The following is a 22,337-nucleotide window of genomic DNA, read 5'->3' on the forward strand; positions in this document are numbered from 1 at the left end:
TGTCTTTCGGCCCACTGTGCCCGCGTCGCGTGCGGCAACGGCCCGGTCGGTGACGTGCCGCGAGCCGCGTAACGGGTCTGCCGGTGGCGTGCCGGCACCCGGCGCCGCCCCACCCCTCACGCCACCCGAGCCAGATCGGCATGCCGCACCTCATGCACCAGCGGCTCGCCTGCCACCACCCGCTCCAACTCCTCCACCACGATCCGCCCGAGCCGCTCCAGCTCGTTCCCGAGCGACCCTGCGACATGAGGCGTGAGGAAGACGTTCGGCAGGTGATACAGCGGCGACCCCGCGGGCAACGGCTCCGGCTCGGTCACGTCGAGGATGGCGTGCAGCCGCCCGGAGACGAGCTCGTCCGTGAGCGCCACGGGATCGACGAGCGCACCCCGCGAGGTGTTGATCAGCACACCCCCGTCCCGGATCAGGCCGAGGCGCTCCCCATCGAGCATCCGGTACGTCTCGGGGATGTCCGGCGCGTGCAGGCTGACGATGTCGCTGTGCCGCAGGAGGTCCTCCAGCGACAGCAGTTCGGCGCCGAGTTCGGCGGCCTCGGCGGGGCTGACGTACGGGTCGTGCAACAGCACCGTGAAGTCGAACGGCCGCAGCAGGTCCAGCAGCCGTCTGCCGACCCGCGAGGCGCCGATGACGCCGACCCGGCGGCCGACGTTGCCGATCGGGGCGGTCTCGCCGTGAGTCGGGTAGGCGTGCGTGGCACGGAAGCGCTCCCGGAAGGAGAAGGTGTCCTTCCCGGCGAGCAGGATCATGGCGAGCGTGTACTCGGCGACCGGCAGCGCGTTGGCGGTGACCGCGCTGGAGACGGTGACCCCGGCCTTCCACAGCGCGTCGCCGACCAGTGAGCGGACCGAGCCGGCGGCGTGCAGCACGGCGCGCAGCCCGGGCGCGGCCGCGAGGACGTCGGCGTCGAGCCGGGGGCAGCCCCAGCCGGTGATCAGCACCTCGGTCCGGGCGAGGACCTCGGCCGCTGCCGGGTCGGTGAAGTCCTGCACGACGAGCGCCGGGTCGAGTGCGGATGCCTGCTTCAGCCGGGCCATGAGCGGCGGCGGGAAGAGCAGGGGGAGGTGCACCGGATCCATCGCGAACACGGCCCTCGGTGGGAGCGGGCTGGGCATGGCTCTCCTGAGACACTGGACGGAAACATTTTCAGAAAGCGTCTTCTACCGTAGATCTGGCGGAAGGGCCGGTCAATCACCCGGATGAGGAGCGGAGTTCCGGAGAGCGTGCGGGTGGCGTGCTGGGTCTGCCCCTGTCAGGAGCGACTCACACCGAAATCGGTTTCCTGGCGTTCCCGTGTTCCTGTGCGTTTCCGTGTGCGTTCCCGCGTCCACGAGGGTCCCCGAGTGCTCCGGTGCATCCGGTCGAGCGGGCCGAGCGGGCCGACCCGACCGCACTTCCCACCTCGTCGAGGGGCGCAACTGCCGACAACCGGTTCCCGCCATCCCAGTCGGCCCCTCTGCTCGCATCCCCGCCGACTGCGCTGATCAGGCCATGTTTCCGAGGCCTCGTCGGCCCTCGGCGACCATGAAGCCGAGGTTACACAGTCTTTTCGAAAGTTCGCCCAGGCTCTTGACGCCGTTTACGGACCAGAAGAAGCTCTGCCCCAACGCACGACAACCGGTTGCCATTTTGGCCGGTTCCCGACCGTCGGATCGCTCCATGGTCGATATCTCGAACGAGAAGAGCAGGAGGTGGTGCGTTCATGCGCCCACATGCCGGTGCATCACTGAGCCGCCGCCGTTTTCTCGGCCTCTCCGCAGGCGGAGCCGTGGGCGGCGCGGTGGGCGGCGCGGTGGCGCTGAGCGGCTGCGCGCTCCAGGTGTCCACTGGGGTCGGCGGATCGGGTGAGACCGTCACGGTGATGGTCAACTCCGGCGACATCCTCCCGGAGCAGGTCCAGCAGGCCAAAAAGGCCCTCGGCATCAAGATCGTCCTGGTGAAGTACGACATCACCAAGCTGATCGCGATGCTCACCAGCGGCAGCCCGCCCGATCTGGTGCGCGGCGTCGGTGCCGTGGACCTGCCGTTCTTCGCGGCGCGGGACGTGGCCGAGGAACTGGACCCCTACTTCGCCCGGAGCAGCGTCCTGCAGCCGGCCGATCTGGACCCCGTCAACGACCTGTGGCGCTACGACGGCCGTACCCAGGGCAAGGGCCCGCGCTACGGCATGGCCAAGGACTTCTCCCAGGACTCCATGTACTGGTACAACACCGCGGCCTTCGACAAGGGCGGTGTCGACTACCCGCCGGAGACCGAACCGGTCACGTACGAGGAGTGGCTCGACAACGCCAAGCGCCTCGTGCAGCGCAAGAGCGGCCAGACCACCGTCTTCGGCGGCAGTTTCAACGGGCTGACCCGGGCCACGCTGCTGGCGACCATGACGGCCTCCGCCGGAGGGAGTCTCTTCAACGACGACTTCTCCCGGGTCGACTTCACCACCCCCGAGGCCCGCAAGGCCCTGGCCTGGTACGTGGACTACGCCAAGACCAAGGTCGGGCCGAGCCTCATCCAGCCCGACCCCAATGGCTGGGACGGCCCCACCTACCAGGCCGGGCGGATGGCCATGTCGAACTCCGGCTACTGGATGGGCGGCATGATCGGCGCCGACAAGAAGCTGGCGAAGGTGTCCCGCCTGGCGGCCGCCCCGATGTTCGCGGGCGGTGAGCGGATCAGCGCCTGCCAGGGCGGCACCGGCCTGTGGATGCCGCGCGGGGCGAAGAACAAGGACGCCGCATGGCGGGTCTTCGAGTGGTTCTTCGGCGAGGAGCCGGCCAAGGCGCGCGCCTCCGGCGGCTGGGGCATCCCCACGCTGAAGTCGCTGCGGTCGCTGATGCCGGCCGAGGAGGACTACCAGAAGCGGGTGTTGGAGGTGCAGGGGAACGAGCTCAAGCACTTCTCGGTCGTCTCCTTCACCCCCTACACACGCGCCGACGCGCTCGACGCCCTCTTCAACCAGATCGCCCCCGCCGCGATGAACGGCCGGATCTCCGTCGACACCCTCGCCGGGCGCCTGAACTCGGCCATCAACGAGCAGCTGAAGCGCGGTAAGGAGCAGGTGGGATGACGGTCGACCAGATCCCCTCGGTCGCGGACCGGCCCGGCGCCGCCGCGAGTGCCGGACGCGCACCGGCCGCCGGCAGGCCAGGGCTCTCCATGACGGCGCGCAGGCACCGGGCGTTCTACATGTTCACCTCGCCCTGGATCATCGGTTTCCTGCTGCTGACCGTCACGCCGATGGTGTACGCGCTGTGGCTGAGCTTCACCACGTTCGACGGCATCTCGCCCAACTGGAAGTACGTCGGGCTCGGCAACTACCGTGAGCTGCTGAACGACCCGGTCACCTGGGACGCGCTGGGCCGGGCCGGCCTGTTCGCGGTGACGTCGGTGCCGCTGTCGATCGTCGCGGGTCTCGCCCTCGCCGTCCTGGTCAACCGGCCGATCAAGGCGCGCGGCCTGTTCCGCACACTGCTGTACCTGCCCGCCGTGGTGCCGCCGGTGGGAGCGGGCCTCGCCTTCAAGCTGCTCTTCGACCAGAACTCCGGTGCCACCAACGGTGCCCTGACCTTCTTCGGCATCGACGCGGTGGCCTGGCTCGCCGACCCCTACGCCCGCTATGTGCTGCTGATGACGGTGCTCTGGGCCGCCGGAAACGTCATGATCATCTCGCTGGCGGGGCTCCAGGACATACCCCGGGAACTCCACGAGGCGGCCCGCATCGACGGGGCGAGCGCCTGGCGCACCTTCCGCAGCGTCACCGTGCCGCTGCTGTCGCCGGTCCTGCTCTTCCAGACGGTGACCGGAATGATCGCCTCGGTCCAGACCATCATGCCGCTGCTGCTGGCCCCCCTCGGCGACACGAGCGGCATCACCACGGTCCCGCAGTCCAACTACCTCTACATGATGCACGTGTTCGCGCAGTACTTCGCGCTCGGCCGCTACGGCTACGCCTCCGCGCTGCTGTGGGTGCTCTTCGTCCTGATCCTCGTCGTGACCGGACTCATCTTCAAGTTCACGTCCGGCGCGGTGTTCTACAACGTCGACCCGGAGGCGAAGAAGTGACCGCCACGACCGCCACCAGCCCGCCGCCCAAGTCGTCGATGGCCGACGTGCGCGTGCGGGTGCGTGGCAAGCGCCTCGTCCTCTACACGGTCCTCGTCTCCGTCACCGGGCTGTTCCTGGGCCCCTTCGGCTGGCTGATCCTCTCCGGCCTGAAGACCCAGGGCGAACTGGCCGCCTCGCCCGTGCACTGGCTGCCCGAGGCCTTCCAGTGGCACAACTTCGCCGACGCCTTCCACCAGATCGACTTCCTCGGCTACGCCCGCAACTCCCTGATCATCGCCCTCCTGTACGCCTCGCTCGTCACCCTCAGCTCAGCCTGGGTCGGCTTCGGCTTCGCCCGGCTCGACGCGCCCGGCAAGAAGGTGCTGTTCGGCGTCCTGCTCGGCTCGATGATGCTGCCCCAGATGGTCACCCTGCTGCCCACCTACCTGATCTTCGCCAAGGTCGGCATGGTCGACACGTACTGGCCGTGGGTGCTGTGGGGTCTGTCCGCCGCCCCGTATCTGGTGTTCCTCTTCCGGCAGTTCTTCGCGGGTCTGCCGCGCGAGCTGGAGGAGGCGGCGATCGTCGACGGCTGCGGATACTCGTCGATCTTCTGGCGGATCTTCCTGCCGCAGTCCTGGCCCGTGCTGTCCGCGAGCTTCATCATCGCCTTCACCTGGACCTGGGGCGACTACATCGCCCCGCAGCTGCTGCTGTCCACCGACCGCACCACGCTCGCGGTCGCGGTGATGACGACCTACGTCAGTGAGGCGGGCACCCCCGTCCCCGAGCTTCAGGCCGCCGCCTCCGTGATGTACGTCGTCCCGATCCTGCTGATCTTCCTGATCGCCCAGCGCGGCTTCGTCGCCGGGATGTCGACCTCCGGTCTCAAGTGATCTGCCCCCCCTTGACCTTCCGTATCTCTCATCTCCCCTTTACTGAAGGAACTGCTCCATGAACGACACCCAGAGCACCGGCCTGTCCCGGCGAACCCTTCTCCAGGCCGCGGGTGCCACCGCCGCCGCGTACTCGCTGATCGGCGCCGCGGCCGGTACCGCGAGAGCGGACGACGCGCCCGCATCCGCCGACAAGCTGGTCGTATACCCCATCCCGACCGGGGTCCCGACCAACTCCAGCTTCGCCGTCAAGGCGCGTACGCCGGGCGGCGCATGGCAGACGGTGCCCGTCTACCGCGCCCGGGCGAAGCAGATCGACGCGAACACGGGCAGCGGCCCGGTCTTCAACTCCTCCGTCGCCACGTTCGACTTCAGCGGCACCGTGGAGGTCGCCGTCACCTCGGCCAAGGGCGCCATCGGCTCCGCGCGGATCCGCCCCCTGTCGTACGACACCGAGTTCACGGTGGACGGCGCCACGGTGAGCTTCACCCTCACCGAGCCGCGCAACCTCTCCATCGAGATCGACGGCGAGATCTTCAACAACCTCCAGCTGCACGCCAACCCGCTCGAGAGGCACGCACCCGACCCGGACGACCCCGACGTCATCTACTTCGGCCCCGGCCTGCACAAGACCACCGACGACGTGGTGAAGGTGCCCAGCGGCAAGACGCTCTACCTGGCCGGCGGTGCGGTGCTGACGTCCCGGGTGGAGTTCGTGGGCGTGGAGAACGCCCGGCTGATCGGCCGCGGCGTGCTGTACAACTCGCCGAGCGGCGTCCTGCTCCAGTACTCCAGGAACATCGAGATCGACGGCATCCTGGTGCTCAACCCGAGCAGCGGCTACTCGGTCACCGTCGGCCAGTCCAAGCAGGTCACCGTCCGCAACCTGCACTCCTACAGCCACGGCCAGTGGGGCGACGGCATCGACGTCTTCTCCAGCGAGGACGTCCTCATCGAGGGCGTCTGGATGCGCAACTCCGACGACTGCATCGCGATCTACGCCCACCGCTGGGACTACTACGGCGACTGCCGCAACATCACCGTCCGCGACTCCACCCTGTGGGCGGACGTCGCGCACCCCGTCAACGTCGGCACCCACGGCAACACCGACAAGCCGGAGACGATCGAGAACCTCGTCTTCAGCAACATCGACATCCTCGACCACCGCGAACCGCAGATGGACTACCAGGGCTGCATCGCCCTCAACCCCGGCGACAGCAACCTGCTGAGCAACGTCCGCGCCCAGGACATCCGGGTGGAGGACTTCCGCTGGGGCCAGCTGATCAACATGCGCGTCATGTACAACAAGTCGTACAACACCTCCGTCGGGCGGGGCATCGACGGCGTGTTCATACGGAACCTGACGTACACCGGCACGCACGCCAACCCGTCCGTCATGGTCGGCTACGACGCGGACCACGCCATCAAGAACGTGACGTTCCAGAACCTCGTCATCAACGGCAAGTTCATCGGCAACGGGATGAAGAAGCCGGGCTGGTACAAGTTCACGGACCTGATGCCTGCGTACGCCAACGAGCACGTGATCAACCCCCGGTTCCTGAACTCCACCGAGGCCACGTCCACCGCCAAGCCCGCGATCACCAGCCCGGACAAGGCGACGGCCACGAAGAACCAGGTCTTCAACTACCTGATCACCGCAAGCGAGTTGCCCATCTCGTTCGCCGCGGAGGGCCTGCCGAAGGGCCTCGACATCGACACCGCCACCGGTCTGGTCTCCGGCAACGTCAAGGACAACGTCGGCAGCTTCACCGCCACCGTCTCGGCCACCAACAGCGTGGGCACCGCGACGCAGACCGTCACGTTCACCGTCGAGCACGCGTGACGCGGCACCCGTAGAACCATGGAGTCACCCGTGTTTCCTCTCAGCCGACGGTCCTTCCTCGGCGCGGCGGGCCTGGTGGCCGCGGCCGGCGGCGGACTGCTGTCCGCCTCCGCCGCGGCGGCCCGGGCCCAGGACGGCACCACCGCGTCCCGCGCCTTCACCCACCCCGGACTGCTGCACAGCGCCGCCGACCTCGCCCGCATGAAGGCCGCGGTCGCCGCCCAGGAGTCGCCGGTCCACGACGGTTACCTGGCGTTTTCCGCCCACGCCCGCTCGCAGTCGACGTACACGATCCAGAACACCGGCCAGATCACGTCCTGGGGCCGCGGTCCCACCAACTTCCAGAACCAGGCCGTCGCCGATTCGGCCGCCGCCTACCAGAACGCCCTGATGTGGTGCGTCACCGGCAACCGCGCCCACGCCGACAAGGCCCGCGACATCCTGGGCGCCTGGTCGGCGTCCCTGACGATGGTCACGGGTGCCGACGGCCCGCTCGGCGCTGGTCTGCAGGCCTTCAAGTTCGTCAACGCTGCCGAACTGCTGCGGCACAGCGGCTACGACGGCTGGGCGGACGCCGATATCGCCCGCTGCGAGCAGTCGTTCCTGAACGTCTGGTATCCGGCGATCTCCGGCTACATGCTCTACGCCAACGGCAACTGGGACCTGACGTCCATTCAGTCGATCCTGGCCATCGGCGTCTTCTGCGAGGAGCGCACGCTCTTCGAGGACGCGCTGCGGTTCGTCGCGGCCGGCGCGGGCAACGGCAGCGTCCGGGGCCGCATCGTCACCGACGGGGGACAGGGGCAGGAGTCCGGCCGCGACCAGGGCCACGAGCAGCTCGCCGTCGGCCTGATGGGCGACGCCGCGCAGGTCGCCTGGAACCAGGGCGTCGACCTGTGGGGCTTCGACGGACACCGCATCCTCGCAGCCGCCGAGTACGCGGCCGAGTACAACCTCGGCGGCGACGTCCCCTTCACCCCCGACCTCGACCGCACCGGCAAGTACATCAAGAAGACGGTCTCGGCCGTCGGGCGCGGCAACCTGCCGCCGATCTACGAGATGTACTACGCCCACTACAGCGGCGTCCGCGGTCTCGACACCCCGCACACCAAGGCGGCCGTCTTCCGCGGCACCGGCGGCGCCCGCGTCGTCGAGGGCAGCAACGACGACCTGCCCGGCTTCGGCACCTTCACCTACGCCGGCACGAAGGCCCCCTCGCCGACCGTGCCGACGGCCCCGGCGGGCGTCACCGCGGTCGGCGACGGCACGAAGGTCACCGTGGCGTGGCTGCCGTCCGCGTGGGCGACGACGTACGCCGTCCGACGGGCGACCCGACCCGAGGGTCCGTACGAGGAGATCGCGAAGGACGTCGACGGCACGACGTGCACGGACGACGACGCGCGTGGCGGGCGGACCTACTACTACACCGTCACCGCCGCGGGCTCCCAGGGGACCGGCGCCGAATCGAGCCTCGCCGCCGCCTCCGCCGGCCTCCCTGAGCCCTGGGCCACCCAGGACATCGGCGAGGTGAAGATCCCCGGCCTGGCCGCCTTCGACGGCGAACGGTTCGTGCTCGAGGCGTCCGGCACCGCCGACACCTACCGGCTCGTCCACCTCCCGCTGCCCGGCGACGGCGTGGTCACGGCGCGGATCGTGTTCCCGCTCAGCTCCCAGTACGCCAAGATCGGCGTCACGCTGCGCGACTCCCTCGACGCGGGCGCCGCGCAGGCCTCGATGCTGATCCAGGGCCTGCCCCTGCACACCTGGAGCGGTGTGTGGAGCGTACGTCCCCGGGCGGGCGCCGAGATCTCGGCGATCGGCAGCACCCCCGTGCCGCCCACCCAGCAGCAGACGATCACCACCTCCGCCGCCTTCCCGATCTCCAGCCTCGGCACCCTTCCCGAGTCGGCGACCCCGCTTCAGGCCCCGTACGTCGAGGGCGCGGGTGACGGCTACCGGCTGCGGGCGCCCTACTGGGTACGTGTGACCCGCAAGGGCCGCCGCTGCACCGGCGCCATCTCCCCGGACGGCATCCGCTGGACCCAAGTCGGCTCCACCGAGGTCGACTTGGGGCACACGGCGTACGCCGGACTGGTCCTCACCTCCTGTCTCGGTGTCGACGAGGAGTACGCCGAGACCGGCACCGGCGCCTTCGACAACGTCAGCGTCGTCTCCGCGACGGCGGGCGAGGTCTGGTCCGTGCCGCGTCCGGCCCGCACCGCCAGCGGCCTGAGCGCGACCGCCGGCGCCGACGCCGTGCAACTGGCCTGGACCGACCCGGACCTCTGCGCCCGCTACAAGGTGCTGCGCGCCACGAGCGCCGACGGCCCGTTCGAGACGATCGCGACCGGCGTCGGCCCGGTCGGCTTCGGTGCCCGCGTACGGTACGCCGACGCCACGGGCACGCCCGGGACGACGTACCACTACGCCGTCGCCAAAACGGGCTACGGCGGCCGGGGACCGCTCTCGGACCCCGCCGCCGCGCAGATGCCGACGCCCAAGGTGCCCCAACTCACCTCCGCCATCATCGCCTTCGCCAACAAAGGCGTTCCCTTCCGCCATCTGCTGCGGGCCTCCCACGAGCCCATCCGCTTCACCGCGGACGGACTGCCCGACGGACTCCGCCTCGACAAGCGCACCGGCCTGGTCTCCGGAACGCCCACCGAGAGCGGCGAGTTCGAGGTCGCCACCACCGCCGGCAACGCGTCCGGCGACGGCACCGGCACGCTCACCCTCACCGTCGGCACACCCCCGCCCGGCCCCTGGACGTACGACGACCTCGGCGACCCCGTGCTCGACGACCGCGCCTTCGGGACGCTCGGCGTGGTCGCCATCCGCACCCCGGGCAGCACGTCGTACGACGACGGCACCTTCACCGTGCGCGGTGCGGGCGTCGACCTGACCGCCAACAACCAAGGGATGACAGGCCAGTTCGTACGACGGCCCGTCACCGGCGACTGCCAGATCACCGCCCGGCTCGTCTCCCGCACGGGCGCGAGTGCCGACCGGGTGGGCCTGCTCATGACCAAGTCACTGTCACCCTTCGACCAGGCCGCCGCAGCGATCGTCTCCGGCGGGACGAGCGCGCAGCTCATGCTGCGCACGACCGTGGCCGGAAAGTCGGCCTTCACCGGGAGCGGCACGGCCGCCCTGCCCTCCCTGCTGCGGCTGAAGCGCGTCGGGACCGCCTTCACCGCAACGCTGTCCACCGATGACGGCGCCACCTGGACCACCCTCGCCACCGGCGAGATCCCCGGGTTCGGTGACGCCCCCTACTACGTGGGCCTCGTGGTCTGCTCCCGCGACCCCCTGGCCCGCTGCATCACCGAGTTCGACGAGGTGAGCATCACCACCGACTGATCCCCCCACGGATTGGAGTGCACGACAATGAGCCGCACTTCCCCCCACCAGCACCACCACACCGGTGAGTTGAGCCGTCGCGGTCTGCTGAAGACCGCCGGCGGTCTCACCGCCGCCGTCGCACTGGGTGCTGCGTCTGCCGTCACCACGGCGGTCGTCGCCCCCACGGCGGACGCGGCCCCCGCGACCTTCACCCACCCCGGCATGCTGCACAACGCCGGTGACATCAACCGGGCCAAGGTCAGGGTCGCCGCGGGCGACGACCCCTGGCTGTCCGGCTGGAACCGGCTGACCGCCAACTCCCACTCCCAGTCCACCTGGACCAACCGGGCCACAGCCACGATCATCCGCGGAGGCACCGGACAGAACTACGGCCTGCTCTACAACGACATCGCCGCCGCCTACCAGAACGCCCTGCGCTGGCAGGTCGGCGGCAGCGAGGCCAACGGCCGGTGCGCGGCCGACATCCTCAACGCGTGGTCGAGGACCCTGACGACGGTCACCGGCAACGCAGACCGGTTCCTCGCCGCCGGCCTCTACGGCTGGCAGTTCGCCAACGCCTGCGAACTCATGCGCGGCTACAGCGGGTTCGACCTCGCCGCCGCCCAGGAGATGATGGTCCGGGTCTTCTACCCGCTCAACAACCAGTTCCTCACCGGCCACAACGACGCCTGCATCACCAACTACTGGGCCAACTGGGACCTGTGCAACATGGCCTCGGTCATGGCCATCGCAATCCTCACCGACAACGCCGCCAAGTACGACCAGGCCGTCGACTACTTCAAGAACGGCGCCGGAAACGGCGCCATCCAGAACGCGGTGCCATTCCTGCACTCGAACGTCGAGGGCTACGACCTCGGCCAGTGGCAGGAGTCCGGCCGCGACCAGGGCCACACCATGATGGGCATGGGCCAGATGGGTGCCCTCTGCGAAATGGCCTGGAACCAGGGCGACGACCTGTACTCCTACGACGGCCGCCGCTTCATGAAGGCCGCCCAGTACGTCGCCAAGTACAACCTGGGCAGCAGTGTCCCGTTCACCACCTACAACTGGGGCACCGGCCAGAGCTGCGCCCCGCAGTCACAGACCGTCATCTCGTCGGCCTCCCGGGGCCAGGTCCGCCCGGTCTGGGCCATGCTCCACTACCACTACGGCCGACGCCTTCTCCTCGACGACACGTACATCTCCCAGATGTGCTTCTCGGTGGCCCCCGAGGGCGGCGGCGGTGACTACGGCACCGACAGCGGAGGCTTCGACCAGCTCGGCTTCGGCACGCTGATGTACGCCAAGTAGCCGGGTACGCCGAATAGCCCTCTCACCCGCTCGTGCACCGGAATATCGGGCCACAATGAGTTGCTCTGATCTTCACGGTGCACGAGCGCGGTGAGGAGGCTGGTGGACGTATGACAGCAGTCCGGACAGACCCCGTGGTGAGCACGCCCTACGGTGCCGTACGGGGCCGGTACGAAAGCGGCGTCGCGGTGTTCCGGGGCATCCCCTACGCGGCGCCTCCGTTCGGCCCGCGCCGGTTCCGGCCGCCCGAGCCGCCCGAACCCTGGGACGGCGTGCGCGACGCCGGCGCCTTCGGGCCGACCCCGCCGAAACCGCCGTACTCCGAGGTCTTCGCGCAGTACCTGTCCGACCCCGTCGTGCCCGGCGACGACTGCCTCAACCTCAACGTCTGGACCCCCGAGCCCGGCCCGGGCGCCCGGCTGCCGGTCATGGTGTGGGTGCACGGCGGCGCCCTGACCCGCGGTTCCTCGAATGTGCCCGTGTACGACGGCCGGCCCTTCGCACGCGACGGTGTCGTCCTCGTCTCGGTCAACTACCGGCTGGGCGTCGAGGGCTACGGCTACTTCCCGGACGCCCCCGCCAACGCCGGTCTGCGCGACCAGCTCGCCGCCCTGAAGTGGGTGCACGAGTCCATCGAGGCCTTCGGCGGCGACCCCGGCCGCATCACCCTGTGCGGCCAGTCCGCCGGCGCCATCAGCATCGGCGCGCTGCTCGCCGCGCCGCAGGCCCAGGGCCTGGTCCGGCGGGCCGTCCTGCAGAGCGGGCCGCCCGAGGCCGCCGAGCGGGACAAGGTACGGCGGATGGTGCGCCGGATGGCCACCCGGCTGAAGATCCCCGCCACGGCCGCCGCCTTCGCCGAGGTCGACCGCGAGCTGCTCCTGCGCACCCAGGCCGAGGTGGGCAGACTGAGCAGCCCCGTGGTGGGCGGGCCCGCCTTCGGGATCGTCGTCGACGGCGACATCGTCCCCCGCGACCCCTTGGAGGCGCTGACGGAGGGCGACGCCGCGGCCGGCGTCGACCTGCTGGCCGGCTGGACCCGCGACGAGTACCGGCTGTGGCTGGTGCCCGGCGGCCTCCTGGAGCGCCTCGACCGGCTCGGCGGGGTCGCCCTGGCCGGGGCCATGGCCCGCTGCCACGTGGGCGCCGAGGTGCCCCGCGGCTACCGTGCCCTGCACCCGGAGGCCGGCACCGCGGAGATCGTCGGCCAGATGGTCACCGACCACCTGTTGCGCGTTCCCCTGTACCGCCTGGCCGACGCCCGCCCCGGGTCGTCGTACGTGTACGAGTTCGCCTGGCCCTCCAGCCTCCCCTACCTCGGCGCCTGCCCCGCGCTGGAGCTGGGCTTCGTCTTCGACACCGGGGACGTCCCCGAGTCCCGCAAGCTGGCCGGCGAGGGCGCCCCGCAGGAGCTGGCGGACGAGATGCACGGGGCGTGGCTGCGGTTCGCGGTGGACGGCGACCCGGGCTGGCAGGCGTGGGACGACTCGCATCCGGTGCGCGTCTTCGGCGACGGCGAGACCCACACCGCGTACGGCCCGCGCGACGCCGAACTCGCCCTGTGGGCCGCCGCCGTCACGCCTGCGGAATCCACACCCGCATCGGCCCTTGCCGACGGTTCGCCCACGCGTAGTACGGAACTGCGGTCAGTGGTACGGCGGCTGCGCCTTCCCGGCGCCGTCCGTCGGCACTGACGACCGTCACCCCGCCCAGCAGGTCCGGCTCGTGCCGGACGGTCAGCTCGGCACCGTCGGGGAGGGTGAGGTCGTCGAAGGGGATGCCGGGCCGCTGGTCCACGCCCTCCAGACAGTGCACCAGAGGCCCGCGCTCGATCGCCACACAGCCCCGTACCGCGTCCACGCGGGGGTCGGGGCGGGTCAGCCGGGCGGTCAGGTCGAGGTCGAGGGTGAGGGTGTCGCCGGGGGACCATCGGCGGCGCAGGCGGAGCCAGCCGGGGCCGGTGGCGGCCGGGGCGGAGCCGTCCGGGGCTGTCGCGGTGAAGCCGGTGCACCAGGACGGGACGCGCAGCGACAGCGTCCAGTCGGCGTCCGGGGCTTCCTCGACCGTGACGGCGATCCGTCCGTCCCACGGGTAGCCCCTCGCCACCCGGACGCGGCCACCGCCGGCCTCGTACCCGCCGGTCGCGTACTGGTGCAGCTGCAGACCGTCGGCATCCCCGCTCGCCACGTAGTGGGGGAGTGAGGCCAGCAGCCGCATCACGTTCGGCGGGCAGCAGGCGCAGCGGAACCACGGGGTGCGGCGGGCCGCCTTGTCGGCCTCGTTCGCGCCCTCGTACCCCTCGCGCACCTGGAGCGGATTCACGTACAGCCAGCTGTCGCCGTCGAGGCCGACGCCGGACAGGAAACCGTTGTAGAGGGTGCGCTCGACCAGGTCGGAGTACTTCGCCTCGCCGGTCAGCAGGGCCATGCGCCAGGACCACTGGATCGACGCGATCGCCGCGCACGTCTCGGCATAGGCCCGGTCCGGCGGCAGTTCGTACGGTTCCCCGAAGGCCTCGCCCTCGTGCCGGGCACCGACCCCGCCGGTCAGGTACGTCTTGCGGGCCACCATCACCTCCCACAGCCGCTCGGCCGTGGCCCGCAGCTCCGCGTCGCCGGTCTCGGCGGCCAGATCCGCGACCCCGGCCAGCAGGTAGAGCTGCCGTACGGCGTGCCCGGCGACGGACGTGGCCTCGCGCACCGGGGTGTGGTCCTGCCAGTAGGCCCGGCCCAGGTGGGGATTGACGTCGGCGTCGAGCAGGCCGTGCCCGCGCCGGTCGACGAAGTACCCGGCGAGGTCCAGCCAGCGCCGCTCCCCGGTCTCCCGGTACAGCTCGACCAGCGCGGTCTCGATCTCGGGGTGCCCGCAGACGCCGTCGATCCGCTCGTCCGGACCGAAGACGGAGTCGATGTGTACGGCGAACCGCTCGGCCACGTCGAGGAGTTCACGTCGTCCGGTGGCCCGGTGGTGGGCCACGGCCGCCTGGATCAGATGGCCCGCGCAGTACAGCTCGTGGCCCCAGCCGAGCTCCTGCCAGCGGCGGTCGGGGTGGGCGACCTGGTAGTACGTCTGGAGATAGCCGTCGGCCCCCTGGGCCAAGGCCAGCAGGGCGGTCAACTCCTCGATGCGCGCGGCGAGTTCGGCGTCGTCGGGCCGGTCGGCGAGCTGCCAGGACGCCGCCTCCAGCCACTTGTGCACGTCCGAGTCCTGGAAGGGGAAGTCTCCGGCGAACGCCCCGGTGTCCTGGGCGGCGGCCCGGAGGTTGGCCAGGTTTCCGGCCTCCTCCAGCTTCCCTGGGCCCTGCGGGATGCTGACCTCGGCGTTGGTTCTGCGGCGGGCGGCCCAGAATCCGTCGGTGATGCGGGCGGCGTCCGCCGGGCGGAGGGCGGTGTGCGCGTCGGCGGTGAGACGGATGGGTCCGGCGCTCATGCTGGCGGCTCCCCGAGGATCGAACCGGTGGTGATCATCGCGAGCCTAGGCAGAAAGCGCTTTCGCGACAAGGGTGCTGTCTCGCTGGCCTACTGCCTTGTTTGGCCTACTGCCCTGCCGTCCTGCTGCAGTGCTGCCCTGCTGGACGCGGCCAGGAAGTGCGCCCCGCTAGACGACGAGCGGCGCGACCGAATCCCGTACCACCACATGCGTGCCCAGCAGCAGATGCTCGTTGGGGTTCTCCGGAGTCCGGCCGAGCGCGGTGCGTACGGCGAGGCGGCCCAGCTCCTCGTAGGGGACGTGGACCGTCGTCAGGGCCGGGTGCAGGTCACGGGCGAAGGGGATGTCGTCGTAGCCGGCCAGTGAGACGTCGCCGGGTACGTCCAGGCCGGCCTCGTGCAGGGCGGTGAGCGCGCCGGCGGCGACCATGTCGGTGGCGGCGACCACGGCCGTGAACTCCAGCCCCTGCCCCAGGGCCTCGCGCATCAGCCGGTGCCCTGCGTCACGGGTGAAGTCGCCGTGCAGGAGCAGCGCCGGGTCGGGGTCCAGGCCGCGGGCGCGGTGGGCGGCGAGATAGCCGCGCTCCCGGCCCTGCGCGGTGGTGTGGTCGGACGCGCCGCCGAGGAACAGAACCCGCTGATGGCCCTGGGCGAGGACATGGGCGACGAGGGCGTAGGCGCCGCCTTCGTTGTCGTACTCGATGACGGTCACGGGCGCCCCGGGGCCGAGCGGCGGCCGACCGCACAGCACCAGCCGGGAGCCCGCCGACGCCAGCGAGTCGGCCATACGGCGGGTGCGTACGCGGTACTCGGGCGTGTCGGCGGAGCCGCCGACCAGGATCACGGCGGCGGCGCGCTGGGCGCGCATCATCTCGACGAACTCCACCTCGTGCTGGACGTCGCCCTCCGTCGTGCACACCAGGCACAGATGCCCGAGCCGTCTGGCCTCCCGCTCCACCCCGTACGCCATGTGCGCGAACGACGGCCCGGTGATGTCCTCCAGCACGAACGCCAGCGTGGGCGTGGCGACCCCCGCGACCGCCTTGGCGCGCGCGTCGGCGACGTAGTCCAGGTCACGGACCGCCCGCATCACGCGCGTCCGCGTCGCCGAGCTCACCGGATACACCCCGCCCAGCACCCGCGACACGGTCGACGCGGACACTCCCGCGCGGGCCGCCACGTCCCGGATGGTGCTGCGCCCCGCGTCCTCGCTCTTCCTGGTCATCCCTGCCTCGCCCCTCTCCCGGGCACCCTCGCCCACCCCCTGGGGAACTTGCGGCAACACGATGGCAACCGGTTCCCATGCGGAGGCTAGCAGCGGGGCGAGGGCGGGGACGAGTCCTGTGCGGGGCATCGGGTGCCTGGGCGTCGGGGTGCCGGGGCGTGCGTGACAGCCGGCCACGTCGCCGCGATGGCTACCTCGCCGCGGCCAGCGTGCGCGCGATGGAGTCGATCGCCTCCGGGCCCACCCGGCAGCACCCGCCGATCAGCCGCGCCCCGGACTCCCGCCACCCCCGCACCTGCTCCGGCGCGAAGGTGGAGCGGCCGACCCAGGTGCGGGACTCGGCGTTCCAGGCCTCGCCGCTGTTGGGGTAGACGACGACAGGCTTGCCCGTGACGCGGGCGGCGGTCTCGACGGCGCCCGCGACATCCTCCGGCACGCAGCAGTTCACGCCGACCGCGATCACCTCGTCGGCGTCGGCGGCCGGCGCGAACGCCTCCTCCAGCGGCTGGCCGGCGCGGGTGCGGTCACCGGCGACGGAGTACGACAGCCAGGCCGGGACGCCCAGCCCGCGCACCGCCCGCAGCAGCGCCTCGGCCTCGTCGGCGTCCGGGACGGTCTCCAGCGCCAGCACGTCGGGCCGGGCACCGGCCAGCACCTCCAGCCGGGGCCGGTGGAAGCGCTCCAGCTCGTCCACGCTCAGCCCGTACCGCCCCCGGTACTCGGAGCCGTCCGCCAGCATCGCACCGTAGGGCCCCACGGACGCGGCCACCCAGAGCGGACGCGTGACCCCCCCGGCTGCCGCCTTCCGGGCCGCCTCGCGCGCCAACTCCACGCTCAGCGCGAGGAGTTCGGCCGCCCGCTCCGGTCCGATCCCGCGCTTCGCGAAGCCCTCGAACGTGGCCTGGTAGCTGGACGTGATCGCCACGTCCGCCCCCGCCTCGAAATAGGCGAGATGCGCCTCGGTGATCGCCTCGGGCCGCTCCGCGAGCAGCCGCGCCGACCACAGCTCGTCGCTCAGATCGTGCCCGGCGGACTCGAGCTGGTTGGACATGCCGCCGTCGAGCACGACGGTCCCGGCGGCGAGGGCTTCGGCGAGGGTGATGGTGCTGGTCATGGTGACGACGGTAGTCGAGGCGGGCGAGTGTCCGGCATGTGGGACACAGGCGGGGAATCCAGCCTTGGCGCATGCCTGAGACCGCTCCGCGCCGGGGACCGGCCGTACTGAAGGTGCTCACCCGAAACAAGGAAGCCGCCGGTCACTGGGCGGCCTCGGACGACCCCCGGCACTGGCTAGCCCTGGGCCGCGTGCCGCCCGCCCCGGCGTCGTCCGCCGCTCCGCCCGAACCGCGTCGCCGGTATCGCGAGCCCGACGAGCAGCCCCGCGGCCAGGAGGTACGGCCACCAGCCGAGGCCGTTGCTCGCGGCGCTCGCCGTGCGGGTGCCGGGGGAGGCGACCGTGTCGACTCCGGTGCGGGGGCTGTCGGCGCTGGGGGAGGGGGTGGTGGTGACGGCGGTGAGGACCACGTCGTTGCCGTCGCCGCCCCGGTAGCTGATCCGGTAGGTGGTGTCGTCGAGCTGGAGCTTCTTGCCCTCTTCGAGGTCGGTGAAGGCGCCGGTCGTCTTCGCGCGGCCTCCGTGGTCGAGGACGGTGATCTTCCCGCGTGCCCGGTCCCGTGCGGGCTTCGTCGAGGTGGCGGCGGCCGCGAGGTCCAGGTCACCGGCCAGGCGGACCGCGCCGGTCACCTTCAACGGGCCGTCGCGCAGGACGAGTTCGCCCTTCGCCGACTGGGTGTAGTCGCCGGAGACGGTCAGGCCGCTCGCGACCACGCCGTCGTTCGTCACCGCCGCCTTCACGGTGCCCTTGCCGGTCAGTGTCTTCGCGTCGCCCACGCGCAGTCCCGAAGTCGCCGCGTCCAGACGCGACTTGGCCGAGGTCAGCCGGATCGCCTTGCTGTGGGCGAGCGTCGCGCCGCCGCGCAGGGCGAGGGTGCCCTTCTTGACCGTCGTCGTGCCGGTGTAGGCCACCGCGCTCCCCGTCAGGGTCGTCGTCGCCGATCCCGACTGGGTGAGCGACCCGCTGCCGCTGATCCGGGACAGGGACAGGGCCTTGCTCGTGTTGTTGAGCACGAGCGCGCCGTTGTTGACGACCTTGTAGAGCCCACCCCGCGTGTAGAGCCCACCGTCCCCGCCGGACCTGCCGCTGCCCAGCCGCAGCACGGCGCCCTTCTCGACGGTGGTCGAGCCGTCGTAGTACTGCACGGCGGCGAAGGTGACGTCGTTGCCCTTCGTCCCCTTGATGACGATGTCCCCGGCCCCGGGCGCGGCCAGCGTGTCGTGGAACCTGCCGCCGCCGATGGGGGCGCCCAGCGTCACCGGGCCGTTGTAGTCGAAGGTGAGGAGCGAACGGGAGCGCGCCGCCAGGAGGTTGATGTAGACGGTCTCGGCGGTCCCGGGCATGAAGATCTTGCTGGTCGTCCCGTTGCCCCACTGGACGTTCGCGCCCTTGATGTTGGTGCCGCGCTTGTTGACGTTCTTACGCGCCGGCGACCAGTTCAGGGCCGGATCGCTGAGCGAGGGGTTGGTGTCCCCGCCCTGGTCGGACCAGCTGTACTGGCCGGTCAGGACGACCTTGCTGCCCGGCCGGGACTGGAAGTTGATGTCGCTGCCGTACTCGCGCTGGTAGAAGTCCATGCCCATGGTGACGGTCTGTCCCAGCGGGGTGTCCACGGTGTACGTGCCCTGATTGAGGACCTTGCGCACGTTCGGCAGCGACGTCGCGAACTCCGGCCGTCCGGCGTTCATCTGAGTGCCGTTGTCGATCACCCCGGAGAAGGAGTGAACGCCCGACAGGTCCCAGGTGCCCCACAGGAAGCGCGGCTGGGTGATCAGCCCGGAGCCGCTGATCGTGCCCAGGTTGTAGGCGCTCGTCAATGACAGCCGCAGGGTGCCGTCGACCCGGATGTTGTCCTGGTTGAGCCGGAACGCCGGGGTGTTGTACGGGAAGTGGCCGACCAGCCCGGTCGTACCGCCGTTGCCGTACTGCAGGGTCGCGCCGCGTGCGACGGTGACCGCGGGCGGGTCGGGGGTGGCCGTCGTGACATACGGGTGATTGCCGCCGAGGACGCTCACCTTCTGCCGCTGCCGGGACTTCGGCAGCGTGAAGTCGCTGTCCTTGGTCAGGATCAGCGTCCCGCTGCCGCGCACGGTGAGCGTGCCCTCGCCGCGGAAGACACCGTCGTACGTCGTCGTCCCGGACGGCACGGTGACGACCGTGTCGCCGCTGAGCGTCACGTCCCGGCCCCCGAGGACGTCGGCGGTGACGTCTCGGGGGCCGGCGGCCACCGCGGCCGCGAGTGAGAACGAGCCGGGAAGAGGAGGAGCGGTGACGGTGAGGGCGGTGACCACGGCGAGGGTGCCGAGGGCCGCTGCTGTCATGGGGATATGGCTGCGCACATCATGGGAGACGGGGCGGGGGAGGGCCGATAACAGAAATCGGGGCCCGGAATCTCTGGCCCCGGGCGCTGCGCGACTACCTGGTGCTGTGCCAGTCACGGCGTGCGGTGACCAGCGAGTGCCAGCGGGCGCGCGTGCTCGGCTCTCCGTCGAGCCAGAGGGTCATGCCGGATCGGCCGGAGGGGAGCGGAAGGTCGGCCATGAAGGACACGATCTCGATGTAGTACGCGTAGTCGCCACCGAGAGTGAGCCGCTGGAGCCGGGCGAGGACGGCGTCCACCTGGCCGCGGTCGCCGCAGACGGCGTGATGGAAGCCGAGGGCTAGCTCGAGGGAGGTCCGGGCGGCGTTGATGCCGGCGGTGTCGACCTGTGTGCGCAGCAGCCGGGCATAGTCCTCGATGTCCGTGCGACGCGATCCGGCGGCGCGGACGAGAACGGCGATCTGGGCGGCGAGGGTGGTGGCGCGTTCGTCGTGTCCGGTCAGCAGCCTTCGAGCGAGGTCGAGTTCGTCGTCGGCGACGCCAGGATCGGTGAACGCCATCGCCAGGGCCCGGTGAGCTTGGGCGATGGCGCGTTCCCCGGCGAAACCGAACTCCTCGGCCTCGGTGCGGTGGGCTTCGTACGCGGCGGCCGCGCGTGGCATGTCCCCCTGCGCCCACAGGACGTCGCCCCGGATGCGGTGATGGCGGCCCGGCCAGCCGAGTGCGTGCGCGGCAGCCAGGGCGGTGAGGAAGTGACCGGCGGTACGGGCGATATGGGCAAGTTGTCGCCGGGCGGCGAAGGCGAGGCGGCCATCGCCCGCGGCGATCGGCTGCAGGATCTGGCGGGAGGCGGCGGTGCGGCCGAGGTCCCGCTCGGCCTTGGCCCGGTAGTAGAGGGCCATTTCCGCGAGCTCGGCGGGCAGCAGGCCGGTGTCCGCGACTGCGGAGAGCCGGGTGACGGTGTGCTCGCGGTGTTCGTACCGGCGGCGAGCCAGCGCGCCGAGCAACTCCACCAGGGCGTCCGCCGGTGTCCGGAGCGGGGGCGCGGTCGGCTCCGGCACGGTTGGCGGGGCGAGTGGTTCCCAGACGGAGTCGCTGACGTAGCTCCAGGCGGCATCCACGAGCCACCTGGGTTCGAGGTGGAAGTCGCCGGCGAGGCGCAGTCCTTGGCGCAGGCAGCCGACCAGCAGCAGCCGGTCCCCGGCGGGGGCGGTCCGCCAGCGCTCGCCGAGCGCCTCGAAGGCACGCCCGGCCGCTTGTTCCCAGTCACGGGGTGACCAGCGGTCGTCAGTCTGGTCGTCGGCACTGCGGATGGCGGAGCGGATCACCCCGTGCAGGTGGTAGGGCCACAGCGGGGTGCCGTGTCCGTGCTCGAGGACGAACGGCCGCTCGATCAGGCGCAGGGCGGCCGCCTCGTGGGCCATGCCGGCGGCCTCGGTCGCCAGGGTGATGTCAAAGCTGTCGAGCAGTGCCACGGAGCGCAGCACGTGTCGTTCGTCGGGGGTGAGGTCCCGGACGGTACGGGCGATCAGGGCGGGGAAGGCGACGTCGAAGTCCGCCGGACGCGGTGCACGGACGCGTCGTATCTCCAGGAAGCGCAGGACGGCGAGGTCGAGGAAGAGGGGGAAGCCGTGGGAGCGGGTGGTGATCACCTGGCGGGTGGCTGAGTCGATGAGCGGCCGGCCGTCGCGGGACAGGCGGCGGGTGAGGTAGTCGTGGCAGTCCTCGGGGGTGAAGTCCCCGATCAGCACTTGCCCTGCGCCCGGCAGCGCGCGGGACGACGGGGCGTCGGGGGAGACGAGGGTCGGCCAGGCGTGCGGGCCGGTGAAGTCGAGCTGTCCCTGAAGCGCTTCGTCGGCCCACTGTAGACGGCTGCGGCCGGTGATGACGAAGAACGCGTTCGGCATGAGCCACACCAGGCGCTGCAGCAGTCGTTCGAAGTCGCGGTGGACGCGATCGCCGATGTCTTCGAAGGTGTCCAGCAGGATCACCGGCACGATGCGGGCGGCGGCGGGAAGCCGGGCGAGTTCCCAGGCCAGCAGGTGGGGGTAGTACGAGAGCGTGTCCAGGTCGGGTTCGGCGTCCAGCAGGTCGGCCAGGCGGGCGCATCCGGCGAGCGCGCGTACGGTCTGCCGACGTTCGCGCAGGGCACGGACGAGTGCCCCGGTCACCTCGCCGGCGACCGAGCCGACCGTGCCGGGCAGCAGAAGCGCGGCGGCGACATCCGTCAGAGCGGACTGCAGCTGTTTCGGCAGGGTCTGACCGACCTGGGCGGCGAGCCCGCCGCGGCGCAGGTACTCCTCCAGTGGCTCGCCGGGGTGCGCCTGTTCCCAGTAACGGCGCAGCGCCAGGTCGAAGGCGGGAAGCGGGCGGCCGAGCCGGGCGAGCGCGAGCCGAATCGCCAGCACGACCCGCTCGAAGTCCGTGCCGGCCGAGCGTGCGAGGTCGATGCGCACGGGAAGAAGCCGCTCGGGGAAGTCGGGCTCGTCCCACTGTGCGGGCCGGTCCTCACCTCTGGCGAGCGATGATTCGATCTTGCGGGACAACGTCGTCTTGCCGATCCCACCCGCACCGTGGAAGACGAGCATGTTGGTACGGGGCGCCTCCAGGTCCTCGACGTCGAAGCCCGGGACCGTGACGTTGTGCAGATGAGCCATGAGCGCGGCTGTCAGCGCCGACCACTGCGCCTGACGGTCCGTGAACGCCTCGTCGGCGTCCAAGCCTCGATCGTTCGAGCTGAACAGCGCCCGTAAATCCCGACCGGCCACGGCATCCCCCCATGAGATCCCCGCAGTATATCGATGG

General features: G+C 71.0%; 13 protein-coding genes. 7 read left to right on the forward strand and 6 right to left on the reverse strand.

From position 1 onward, the window contains the following. Positions 1 to 116: 116 nt before the first annotated feature. On the reverse strand, positions 117 to 1,130 hold the full coding sequence (locus AB5J49_RS37485) for a hydroxyacid dehydrogenase (RefSeq protein WP_369173289.1): 1,014 nt from the start codon (positions 1,128 to 1,130) through the stop codon (positions 117 to 119). A gap of 587 nt (positions 1,131 to 1,717) precedes the next feature. Between AB5J49_RS37485 and AB5J49_RS37490 the strand changes: the two genes are divergently transcribed. The 7 genes from AB5J49_RS37490 to AB5J49_RS37520 all read left to right on the forward strand — a co-directional run bounded on the left by AB5J49_RS37490 (position 1,718) and on the right by AB5J49_RS37520 (position 13,139). Continuing rightward, positions 1,718 to 3,079 (forward strand): extracellular solute-binding protein, encoded by a 1,362-nt coding sequence (locus AB5J49_RS37490; protein WP_369173290.1) that lies wholly within the window; start codon positions 1,718 to 1,720, stop codon positions 3,077 to 3,079. Continuing rightward, positions 3,076 to 4,074: a carbohydrate ABC transporter permease gene (locus tag AB5J49_RS37495; protein WP_369173291.1), complete on the forward strand. Its 999-nt coding sequence runs from the start codon at positions 3,076 to 3,078 to the stop codon at positions 4,072 to 4,074. The genes AB5J49_RS37490 and AB5J49_RS37495 overlap by 4 nt, the downstream gene beginning before the upstream one ends. Before the next feature lie 38 nt (positions 4,075 to 4,112). Continuing rightward, a complete protein-coding gene (locus tag AB5J49_RS37500) occupies positions 4,113 to 4,952 on the forward strand; it encodes a carbohydrate ABC transporter permease (protein ID WP_369175387.1) in 840 nt (279 codons plus the stop codon). Positions 4,953 to 5,010: 58 nt separating this feature from the next. Beyond that, the gene (locus tag AB5J49_RS37505) at positions 5,011 to 6,795 is read left to right on the forward strand and encodes a glycosyl hydrolase family 28 protein (RefSeq protein WP_369173292.1); all 1,785 of its coding nucleotides are present in this window, start codon (positions 5,011 to 5,013) and stop codon (positions 6,793 to 6,795) included. An 18-nt stretch (positions 6,796 to 6,813) separates the two neighbouring features. Then, positions 6,814 to 10,155: an alginate lyase family protein gene (locus AB5J49_RS37510; RefSeq protein WP_369173293.1), complete on the forward strand. Its 3,342-nt coding sequence runs from the start codon at positions 6,814 to 6,816 to the stop codon at positions 10,153 to 10,155. Positions 10,156 to 10,182: 27 nt separating this feature from the next. After that, positions 10,183 to 11,448, forward strand: a complete 1,266-nt coding sequence (locus AB5J49_RS37515) for an alginate lyase family protein (protein WP_369173294.1) — start codon at positions 10,183 to 10,185, stop codon at positions 11,446 to 11,448. 110 nt (positions 11,449 to 11,558) lie between these two features. Beyond that, the gene (locus tag AB5J49_RS37520) at positions 11,559 to 13,139 is read left to right on the forward strand and encodes a carboxylesterase/lipase family protein (protein WP_369173295.1); all 1,581 of its coding nucleotides are present in this window, start codon (positions 11,559 to 11,561) and stop codon (positions 13,137 to 13,139) included. Here the strand turns inward: AB5J49_RS37520 and AB5J49_RS37525 are convergent. The 5 genes from AB5J49_RS37525 to AB5J49_RS37545 all read right to left on the reverse strand — a co-directional run bounded on the left by AB5J49_RS37525 (position 13,021) and on the right by AB5J49_RS37545 (position 22,252). Continuing rightward, on the reverse strand, positions 13,021 to 14,874 hold the full coding sequence (locus AB5J49_RS37525; protein ID WP_369173296.1) for a glycoside hydrolase family 127 protein: 1,854 nt from the start codon (positions 14,872 to 14,874) through the stop codon (positions 13,021 to 13,023). The genes AB5J49_RS37520 and AB5J49_RS37525 overlap by 119 nt on opposite strands. Before the next feature lie 168 nt (positions 14,875 to 15,042). Next, a complete protein-coding gene (locus tag AB5J49_RS37530; RefSeq protein ID WP_369173297.1) occupies positions 15,043 to 16,098 on the reverse strand; it encodes a LacI family DNA-binding transcriptional regulator in 1,056 nt (351 codons plus the stop codon). Between the two features lie 190 nt (positions 16,099 to 16,288). Then, positions 16,289 to 17,212, reverse strand: coding sequence for a homocysteine S-methyltransferase (gene mmuM / locus AB5J49_RS37535; RefSeq protein ID WP_369173298.1), 924 nt, complete (start codon positions 17,210 to 17,212; stop codon positions 16,289 to 16,291). A gap of 176 nt (positions 17,213 to 17,388) precedes the next feature. Beyond that, a complete protein-coding gene (locus tag AB5J49_RS37540) occupies positions 17,389 to 19,533 on the reverse strand; it encodes an autotransporter (RefSeq protein WP_369173299.1) in 2,145 nt (714 codons plus the stop codon). Positions 19,534 to 19,627: 94 nt separating this feature from the next. Then, positions 19,628 to 22,252, reverse strand: coding sequence for an ATP/GTP-binding protein (locus AB5J49_RS37545; RefSeq protein WP_369173300.1), 2,625 nt, complete (start codon positions 22,250 to 22,252; stop codon positions 19,628 to 19,630). Between the last annotated feature and the right edge of the window lie 85 nt (positions 22,253 to 22,337).

Source organism: Streptomyces sp. R28, from assembly GCF_041052385.1.
GTDB lineage: Bacteria > Actinomycetota > Actinomycetes > Streptomycetales > Streptomycetaceae > Streptomyces.

What these genes read in the sequence shown, in the direction of transcription:
- AB5J49_RS37540 (WP_369173299.1), bottom strand. Translation starts at nt 19,533, where the DNA reads ATGACAGCAGCGGCCCTCGGCACCCTCGCCGTGGTCACCGCCCTCACC.
- AB5J49_RS37520 (WP_369173295.1), top strand. Translation starts at nt 11,559, where the DNA reads ATGACAGCAGTCCGGACAGACCCCGTGGTGAGCACGCCCTACGGTGCC.
- mmuM (WP_369173298.1), bottom strand. Translation starts at nt 17,212, where the DNA reads ATGACCAGCACCATCACCCTCGCCGAAGCCCTCGCCGCCGGGACCGTC.
- AB5J49_RS37510 (WP_369173293.1), top strand. Translation starts at nt 6,814, where the DNA reads ATGGAGTCACCCGTGTTTCCTCTCAGCCGACGGTCCTTCCTCGGCGCG.
- AB5J49_RS37490 (WP_369173290.1), top strand. Translation starts at nt 1,718, where the DNA reads ATGCGCCCACATGCCGGTGCATCACTGAGCCGCCGCCGTTTTCTCGGC.
- AB5J49_RS37495 (WP_369173291.1), top strand. Translation starts at nt 3,076, where the DNA reads ATGACGGTCGACCAGATCCCCTCGGTCGCGGACCGGCCCGGCGCCGCC.
- AB5J49_RS37525 (WP_369173296.1), bottom strand. Translation starts at nt 14,874, where the DNA reads ATGAGCGCCGGACCCATCCGTCTCACCGCCGACGCGCACACCGCCCTC.
- AB5J49_RS37500 (WP_369175387.1), top strand. Translation starts at nt 4,113, where the DNA reads ATGGCCGACGTGCGCGTGCGGGTGCGTGGCAAGCGCCTCGTCCTCTAC.
- AB5J49_RS37515 (WP_369173294.1), top strand. Translation starts at nt 10,183, where the DNA reads ATGAGCCGCACTTCCCCCCACCAGCACCACCACACCGGTGAGTTGAGC.
- AB5J49_RS37530 (WP_369173297.1), bottom strand. Translation starts at nt 16,098, where the DNA reads ATGACCAGGAAGAGCGAGGACGCGGGGCGCAGCACCATCCGGGACGTG.
- AB5J49_RS37505 (WP_369173292.1), top strand. Translation starts at nt 5,011, where the DNA reads ATGAACGACACCCAGAGCACCGGCCTGTCCCGGCGAACCCTTCTCCAG.
- AB5J49_RS37485 (WP_369173289.1), bottom strand. Translation starts at nt 1,130, where the DNA reads ATGCCCAGCCCGCTCCCACCGAGGGCCGTGTTCGCGATGGATCCGGTG.